This window comes from Isoptericola sp. NPDC055063 (assembly GCF_053608125.1).
Genome location: NZ_JBSGUW010000004.1, coordinates 304355 through 311233, shown reverse-complemented (window position 1 = coordinate 311233; position 6879 = coordinate 304355). Strand labels below are relative to the sequence as shown.

General features: G+C 75.7%; 8 protein-coding genes and 1 riboswitch. Of the genes, 1 reads left to right on the top strand and 7 read right to left on the bottom strand.

The features are described from left to right. Positions 1-116 precede the first annotated feature (116 nt). The 5 genes from ACWF41_RS07130 to ACWF41_RS07110 all read right to left on the bottom strand — a co-directional run bounded on the left by ACWF41_RS07130 (position 117) and on the right by ACWF41_RS07110 (position 4003). A complete protein-coding gene (locus ACWF41_RS07130; protein ID WP_380326361.1) occupies positions 117-728 on the bottom strand; it encodes an OmpA family protein in 612 nt (203 codons plus the stop codon). A gap of 4 nt (positions 729-732) precedes the next feature. Next, entirely contained in the window at positions 733-1365 is a 633-nt protein-coding gene (locus ACWF41_RS07125) for a hypothetical protein (protein WP_380326364.1), read from the bottom strand. A 147-nt stretch (positions 1366-1512) separates the two neighbouring features. Then, positions 1513-2013: a hypothetical protein gene (locus ACWF41_RS07120; RefSeq protein ID WP_380326367.1), complete on the bottom strand. Its 501-nt coding sequence runs from the start codon at positions 2011-2013 to the stop codon at positions 1513-1515. Positions 2014-2129: 116 nt separating this feature from the next. Next, positions 2130-3335, bottom strand: coding sequence for a protein kinase domain-containing protein (locus tag ACWF41_RS07115; RefSeq protein WP_380326370.1), 1206 nt, complete (start codon positions 3333-3335; stop codon positions 2130-2132). Continuing rightward, the gene (locus ACWF41_RS07110; RefSeq protein WP_380326373.1) at positions 3335-4003 is read right to left on the bottom strand and encodes an RNA polymerase sigma factor; all 669 of its coding nucleotides are present in this window, start codon (positions 4001-4003) and stop codon (positions 3335-3337) included. Before ACWF41_RS07110 ends, ACWF41_RS07115 begins: the two co-directional genes overlap by 1 nt. An 86-nt stretch (positions 4004-4089) precedes the next feature. Continuing rightward, positions 4090-4206, top strand: a riboswitch (SAM riboswitch). A gap of 34 nt (positions 4207-4240) precedes the next feature. Between ACWF41_RS07110 and ACWF41_RS07105 the strand changes: the two genes are divergently transcribed. Beyond that, positions 4241-5680: an aminotransferase class V-fold PLP-dependent enzyme gene (locus ACWF41_RS07105; RefSeq protein ID WP_380326376.1), complete on the top strand. Its 1440-nt coding sequence runs from the start codon at positions 4241-4243 to the stop codon at positions 5678-5680. Positions 5681-5763: 83 nt separating this feature from the next. Here the strand turns inward: ACWF41_RS07105 and ACWF41_RS07100 are convergent, their stop codons facing one another. Next, positions 5764-5937, bottom strand: coding sequence for a CsbD family protein (locus tag ACWF41_RS07100; RefSeq protein WP_380327194.1), 174 nt, complete (start codon positions 5935-5937; stop codon positions 5764-5766). 96 nt (positions 5938-6033) lie between these two features. Next, a complete protein-coding gene (locus ACWF41_RS07095) occupies positions 6034-6687 on the bottom strand; it encodes a hypothetical protein (RefSeq protein ID WP_380327191.1) in 654 nt (217 codons plus the stop codon). Between the last annotated feature and the right edge of the window lie 192 nt (positions 6688-6879).

The window sequence follows — 6879 nt, the reverse complement described above, 5'->3', positions numbered from 1 at the left end:
GGGGGGGGGGGGTGGGGGCATGGGGGGGGGGAGCGGGGGGGGGGGGGGGGGGGGGAAGGAGGGGAGGAGTCCCACCCCCCCGCCCGCCCCTCGGGGTCGGTCGGTGGCGGCGGTCGTTAGCCGCCGTAGCGGAGCTCGACGCGCCGGTTCTGCGCGCGGGCGTCGGCCACCGACTGGGCGTCGCCGGTCTCGGGGGCCTTGAGCCGCGTCTCGCCGTACCCGTGCACCTGGAGCTTCAGGTCGCCGCGCGAGGCCTTGATCGCGCCGGCGACGGCCTTCGCCCGCTGCTCCGACAGCTTCTGGTTGAACGCGTCGGTGTCGACGGAGTCGGTGTGGCCGTCGACGGACACGGTCGCGCCGTCGGGCACGTCCTCGACGAGGTCCGCGACCTTCGCCTTCGCGGCCTTCGACAGCGTGGACTCGCTGGGGTCGAACAGGATGTCGGACGAGAGCGTCACGACGGTCTCGTCGCCGTCCGTCGTCGTGTCGTCGACGGAGAGCACCGAGCCCTCGATCACGTACTCCGTGACCGACCTGACGATGTTCTCCTGAGACGGCTCGCCCAGGTCGAGGGCGCCGACGGCGGGCCAGGCGTACCCACCGGCCGGGTCGTCGGTCGCAGCGGTGGCGGACGGGGCGGCCGCCGCGGCGGCGCCGAGGCCCACGAGGGCGATCGCGGCCGTGGCGAGCACGCGCCGGGGGTGTCGGGTGCGCAGGTGGGGTCGCATCGGCTCAGTCCTCGAAGGTCAGCGGGACGTCCTCGAACACCGGCATCGACTCGGCCAGCTTGACGTCGACGGTGGTGATGTCGTCCTCGGGCGCCGCGAAGAACGCCTGGTAGCCGACGGACTGGCCGGGCAGGGCGGTGGTGAAGACGGGGTCGGACCGGAACCACCGGCCGCCCCCGTCGGCCTCGACCACGCGGTACTCCTTGAGGTTCTCCCGGTCGATGAGGGTCAGGGACGGGGCCTCCCCGGTGGCGTCGTAGAACGACGCGGGCCGGCCACCGTCGTCGAACTCGGGCGTCATGACGAGCCGCAGCTCCGTCGTGGGGCCGGAGACCACGATGGACTCGACGCCGATGCGGACCTTCTTGTCCTCGGTGCCCGGGACGGTGAACGTCGCGTCGGCGATCACGTCGTCCGGGTCGGGGAAGTCGACGCCCGGCGTGCCCGAGTCCTCGCCCGCCCCCTCGTTCGAGCCCTGGTCCTCGCCGTCCGCGGCGGGCGACGTCGTCGCCTCGTCCGTGACCGTCGGGGTGGGGGCCGCGTCGTCGAACCCGGCCGCGTCGCCCGGGGAGCAGGCGGCGAGGGCGAGCAGGCTCACGACGGCCAGCGGGGCCAGTCGCGCGGGAGAGATTCGCATGATCATGTCCTGTCGGTGAGTGGATCGGGACGTGCCTGTCATGGAGTGCTGGAGTGCTGGAGTGCTGGAGTGCTGGTCGCTGCTGGTCACTGGGAGTGCCGGTCGCCGGGCCGGATACATGCCGGGGGCATCCGGCGCGGGACCCGTTCAGTCGTCGTCCTCGCCGAAGTGGGCGACGTGGGCGTGACGGTGGTGGGCGACGTACAGCCGCAGCTCGATGTCGCGGCCGTCGGTCATCGCGCCGAGCACGCGGTCGATGCGGTCCGACTCGCGGGCCGCGGCCCGGACGACGACGGCGGCGTGGTCCTTCGTGTCCGCGCCCGACCAGGTGCCGCGCTCGGCGAGCGCACGCTCCGTGGCGGCGACGCCGGACGCGAGGTCGGTGCCGGTGAGCCGCTCCACCTGCGTGCGGTCGAGGGTGATGACGGTCTTGTAGCCGTCGGAGTGGCGCACGGTGTACGCCGAGGCGTCCTTCGCGCGGGGCTGCGGCGAGGCCTCCTGCGACCCCGTCGTGACCCGCGCCTCGGCGCCGGTCGCCGGGACACCCGCGTCGTCGAACCCGGCGTCGGGGCCCGGTGCCGCGCACGCCCCCAGGGCGAGCAGGCCGGCGAGGGCGATCGGCGGGAGTCGGCGGGGAAGGTGTCGCATGGTGTGGTCTCTCCTGTCGCTGGGGTCAGCGGGATCGCTGCTGACACCCGTGAGTCGGAGGCGACGGCCGAAAGGTTGCACGCGGACGCGGATTCTTCTCCTGCCGGGTTCCCGCGTCACGGTCCGCCGGCGACCTCGAGGAGGTGGACGGCGGTGATCGGCGTCCCGTCGGGGGCGCGGGCGTCCAGCACGACCTTCGCGGAGCCGGCCCGGTTCGCGGTGAGCCTCACGGTCTCCTCGTCCGTCGCGTAGGCGCCGTTGGGGAGCGTCCACACCCAGTGCTCCGCGCCCTCGACGTCGGCCGTGAGCGTCACCGGCGTGCCGACCGTCGCCGTCGACGGCCCGGAGATCGCGACGCTCGCCCCGCCCGCGGCTGACGGCGGGTGGTCGCGCAGCCAGGCCGTGCCGCCCGCGCCGACGCCCAGGCCCACGGCGGTGCCCACGACGGCGGCGACGACGACGCGCGCCGGGCGACGGCGCCCGCGGCCCGTGGCCGTCCCCGACGTCGGCTCCGCGCCGTGCGCCGGGTCGAGCGCCCGCTCGACGTCGGCCAGCCAGGCGGCGGCGTCCGGGTGCCGCCGGGCGGGGGAGTCGGCGAGGCTGCGCCCCAGCGCGGTGGTCAGGGCGCGCGGCAGGTCGGCACCCTCGGTGAGCCAGGTGATCAGCGCGGACATCGCCCACAGGTCGGCGCGGGTGTCGACGGTGCCGGGGCCGCCCTGCTCGGGCGGCCGGAAGCCCTCCGTGCCGCCCGCGACCGTCAGCCCGGAGCTGCGCGCCAGGTCCTTGCACATGCCGAGGTCGGCCACGACGAGCCGTTCGTCGGCCCGCACGACGGACGTCGCCGCCCCGTCGGCGGGGCCGTCCGGGCTGGTGCGCAGCAGCACGTTGCCGGGGCTGAGGTCGCGGTGCACGAGCTGCGCGGCGTGCACGGCCTCGACCGCCGCCGCGAGCCCGCGCGCGACGGCCAGCACGTCGGCCGGCGACGCGGTCCAGCCCTCGGCGCGCAGCGCGTCGACGCGCTGCGCCAGCGTGCCGCGGTCGGCGTGCTCCAGCACCAGGTACGGCTGCTGCCGGTCGCTCTCGCCGATGTCGTGCACGGCCACGACGTGCGGGCTCGCGACCCGCCGCAGCGCGCGCCCCTCGGCGATGAACCGCTCGCGGATCTCCGGGTTGAGGCTGTGGTTCTCCGCGAGCACCTTGACCACGACGACGTCGTCGAGCCGCTCGTCGACGGCGCGGTGCACGGTGGCGAACGACCCCGCGCCGATCACCTCGCCCACGCGGTAGCGGCCGAGGTGCCGGTCGCCGGTCGGCCCGGCCATCAGGGCACGCCCCCGAGCGCCGCCGCCACGAGGGCGCGGCCCCGGGAGATCTGCGACTTCACGGCGGGGACGCTGCGCCCGAGCCGCTCGGCCACGTCGGCGTACGGCAGGCCCTCGATGTCCCGCAGCGTGACGGGCTCGCGGTAGAGCTCGGGCAGGGCGGCGAGCGCGTCGCGCACCGTGGCGCGGGTGGCCAGCAGCGAGCTCATCCGCTCGGAGGGGCCGACGTCGTCGTCCGGCAGGGTCGTCGTGGCCCGTTGGCGGCGCAGGTGGTCCACCACCCGGTGGCGGACGATGCCGTGCACCCACGTCGTGACGCGCGACCCGCCCGCGAACGACCGGATGGACGTGGCCACGGAGATGAGCACGTCCTGGCTGACGTCGTCGACGGCCGTCTCGTCGAGCAGCGAGCTGCGCACGAACCGCTGCACGACGCCCGACTCGTCCAGCTGCTCCACCAGCAGCTCCGTGGCGAGCGCGGAGCCGGCGGCGGCGCGGTGGCCGAGCAGGTCGAGCGCGTCGGCCGCGGCGTCGCCCGTCGTCGACCGGGCTGCGTCACGGGCTGCGTTACGGGCCGCGTAGGCGTCTCCGGCGTCGACGGCACGACCGAGCCGGTCGAGCGGGCCGTCCGCGGGCGCGCCGGAGGCGGGAACGGTGCGGTCGGGCATGCGGCCACCTTCTCACGCGACCGCATCGTGAGAAGGGCGGCCCCTCCGCTTGACCGTGTCCTGGAGCGCACGCACCATGGGCGGCAGGTCATGAGTGCCAGCGCGAAGCCCCGGCTCGCTGGCCGGCAACCCTCCTCTCGCGGCGGGGTGCCCCGGGTGACGACCTGGCCCCGCGTCGTCCGGCGCGCGGGCAAGCGCGGGGAGTCACCTCCCCGGCACCACCGAGGAGGACCACGCATGACCACTCTCGCCACCGCGCCCGCCCCGGCGCCCATCGCCCCGCCCGTGCACGACGTCGCGCCCGTCCTGCCCGTCGTGGGCGCGGACACGCTCGTCCCGCTCGTGGACGGCCGCCGGGTGCCGTACGCCAACCTCGACGTCGCGGCGTCGGCCCCGGCCCTGCAGGCCGTCGCCGACCGCGTGAACCGCGTCCTGCCGCTGTACGCCAGCGTGCACCGCGGCGCCGGCTACCTGTCGCAGGTCTCCACGGCGCTCTACGAGACCGCCCGTCGCACGATCGGCGCGTTCGTCGGCGCCCGCGACGACGACCTCACGATCGTCACCCGCAACACCACGGACTCGCTCAACCTGCTCGCGGGCTGCGTGCCCGCCGACCCGGTGACGGGCGAGCCCGGCCGCGTCCTCGTGCTCGACATCGAGCACCACGCCAACCTGCTGCCCTGGCAGCGCGTCACGGACGCCACCGTCGTGACGGGCGGGCCGTCCGTGGCCGCCACGCTCGCGGAGATCGAGGAGGAGCTGTCCGCCGGGGTGGCCACCGGCCGCCCGTACGCGCTCCTCGCCCTCACCGGCGCGTCCAACGTCACGGGCGAGGCGCTGCCGGTGGCCGACGTCGTCGCCGCGGCCCACGGGGCGGGTGCGCGGGTCGTGCTCGACGGCGCGCAGCTGGTGCCGCACCGCCGCTTCTCCCTCGCGGACACCGGCGTCGACTACGTCGCCTTCTCCGGGCACAAGACGTACGCCCCGTTCGGCGCGGGCGCCCTGGTCGGGCGGCGCGACTGGCTCGACGCCGGCACGCCCTACCTCGCGGGCGGCGGCGCCGTGCGGCGCGTGCGCACCACGAGCACCGACTGGCACGAGGGCCCCGCCCGGCACGAGGCCGGCTCGCCCAACGTCGTCGGCGCCGTGGCGCTCGCGGCCGCGTGCGAGGAGCTCGCCGCGCTGGACGCGGTGGCGGCCGTCGAGCACGAGGACGCCCTGCGCCGTCGGCTCGTGGAGGGGCTGGGCGCCGTCGACCGCGTCGAGGTCGTGCACGTGTGGGACGACGCCGTCGACCCGGTGGGCGTGGTGACGTTCACCGTCACGGGCTACGACCCGGGCCTGGTCGCCGCGTACCTGTCGGCCGAGCACGGCATCGGCGTGCGCGACGGACGGTTCTGCGCGCACCCGCTGCTCGGGCGGCTCGGGTTCGACGCCGGCGCCGTGCGCGCGTCGGTGGGCCTGGGCACCGCGGGCGAGGAGGTCGAGCGGCTCGTCGCCGCCGTCGGCGCGCTCGTCACCGAGGGCCCGCAGGCGCAGTACGACGTGGTGGACGGTCTGTGGGTCGTGGTCGACGACCCGCGGCCCGTGCCCGACGGCTCCGGTCTCGAGGGGCTGCTCGCCACCGCCGCGCTCGGCGCGGACGAGGCGTTCGGCTGCCTGCCCGACGAGCTCTGACGGGTCCCCCCGGCGCCAGGCCGGGGCCCGGGGACGACGACGGGGTGCCACCGTGCAGGTGGCACCCCGTCGCCCGCAGTCGGTCAGCCCTTGAACGCGTCCTTCGCGTCGTCCCCCGCCTGCTTGAGGTTCGCACTGGCCTGCTGGGCCTTGCCCTCGGCCTCTTTCTTCTCGTCGTCGGTGAGCTTGCCCGCTGCTTCCTTGACCTTGCCCTCGGCCTCCTCGGCGAGGTGCTTGGCCTTGTCTCCCAGTCCCATCGGGGCTCCTTCCGTCGGACGAACGACCTCGGGAATCGAACGTAGGCGGGTGCGGGTGTGCTCGCACGCGGGCGTCTCAGGGTGTGGTCCGGGTCGTCACGCGACCGCGAACGTCACGCAGAGCGCGGCGACGGTGAGGTCCAGGCCGACGCACCACACGGCGAGCGACCGGTGCACGACGACGTCCCGGCGGTAGTGGACCAGGTCCCAGGCGACGTGCGCGGCGAGGGCCAGGGCGGCGACGACGAGCCCGACGCGCGGCGGCATCGCGACCGCGGCGACGGCGACGCCGTAGTAGGCGACCATCGCGAACCCCTGCGCGAGGGTGGTCGGGCGGCGGCGGGCGAGCCCGTAGACCAGGAGGGCCAGCCCGACGACGCCGAACGACGCCCAGCGCGGCACGCCGGCGTACTCGAGGAACGGCAGGACGCTGGCCACCGGCACCATCGCCCAGCCCGCCCAGCGACGGCCGGTGGCGGCGGCCGCGAGGTAGCAGACGGCGGCCACGCCGACGGCGGTGGCCGGCACGGCGGCGGTGGTGGTCTCGGCGGGGGAGCCGCCGGCCGCGTCCCCCTCGGCGCCCAGGCCGAGGACGATGCCCAGGCCGGAGACGATCCCCACCGCGACCCACAAGGCGTTGACCCACCAGCGGGTGCGTGCGGGTGTCCCGCGGGCGTCGCGGCCGGTGGTCGTGCCGGGTCGTGCTACTTGCGGTGCTGCCTCGAACGGTGCTGCCTCGGAGTCCGACATGGCGTTCACTCCCTTGTGTACCCCAGAGGGGTATATACCCCTCTGGGGTACCGTACCGCGGTCCGTCCGCCAGGGGAACCCCCCGCCGCCAGGACGTTGTGGGTGGGCTCGTGGCCCCTCCCTCTCGGGAGGGAGGGAGAAGAGCCCCACCCCCAAGACCACCCGGGGGAGCGCGAGGGTAGCCGAAAGGCG

Bases quoted from the DNA above. Each gene is read 5' to 3' on its own strand.
- ACWF41_RS07130 (WP_380326361.1), bottom strand. From the start codon at position 728: ATGCGACCCCACCTGCGCACCCGACACCCCCGGCGCGTGCTCGCCACG.
- ACWF41_RS07125 (WP_380326364.1), bottom strand. From the start codon at position 1,365: ATGCGAATCTCTCCCGCGCGACTGGCCCCGCTGGCCGTCGTGAGCCTG.
- ACWF41_RS07120 (WP_380326367.1), bottom strand. From the start codon at position 2,013: ATGCGACACCTTCCCCGCCGACTCCCGCCGATCGCCCTCGCCGGCCTG.
- ACWF41_RS07115 (WP_380326370.1), bottom strand. From the start codon at position 3,335: ATGGCCGGGCCGACCGGCGACCGGCACCTCGGCCGCTACCGCGTGGGC.
- ACWF41_RS07110 (WP_380326373.1), bottom strand. From the start codon at position 4,003: ATGCCCGACCGCACCGTTCCCGCCTCCGGCGCGCCCGCGGACGGCCCG.
- ACWF41_RS07105 (WP_380326376.1), top strand. From the start codon at position 4,241: ATGACCACTCTCGCCACCGCGCCCGCCCCGGCGCCCATCGCCCCGCCC.
- ACWF41_RS07100 (WP_380327194.1), bottom strand. From the start codon at position 5,937: ATGGGACTGGGAGACAAGGCCAAGCACCTCGCCGAGGAGGCCGAGGGC.
- ACWF41_RS07095 (WP_380327191.1), bottom strand. From the start codon at position 6,687: ATGTCGGACTCCGAGGCAGCACCGTTCGAGGCAGCACCGCAAGTAGCA.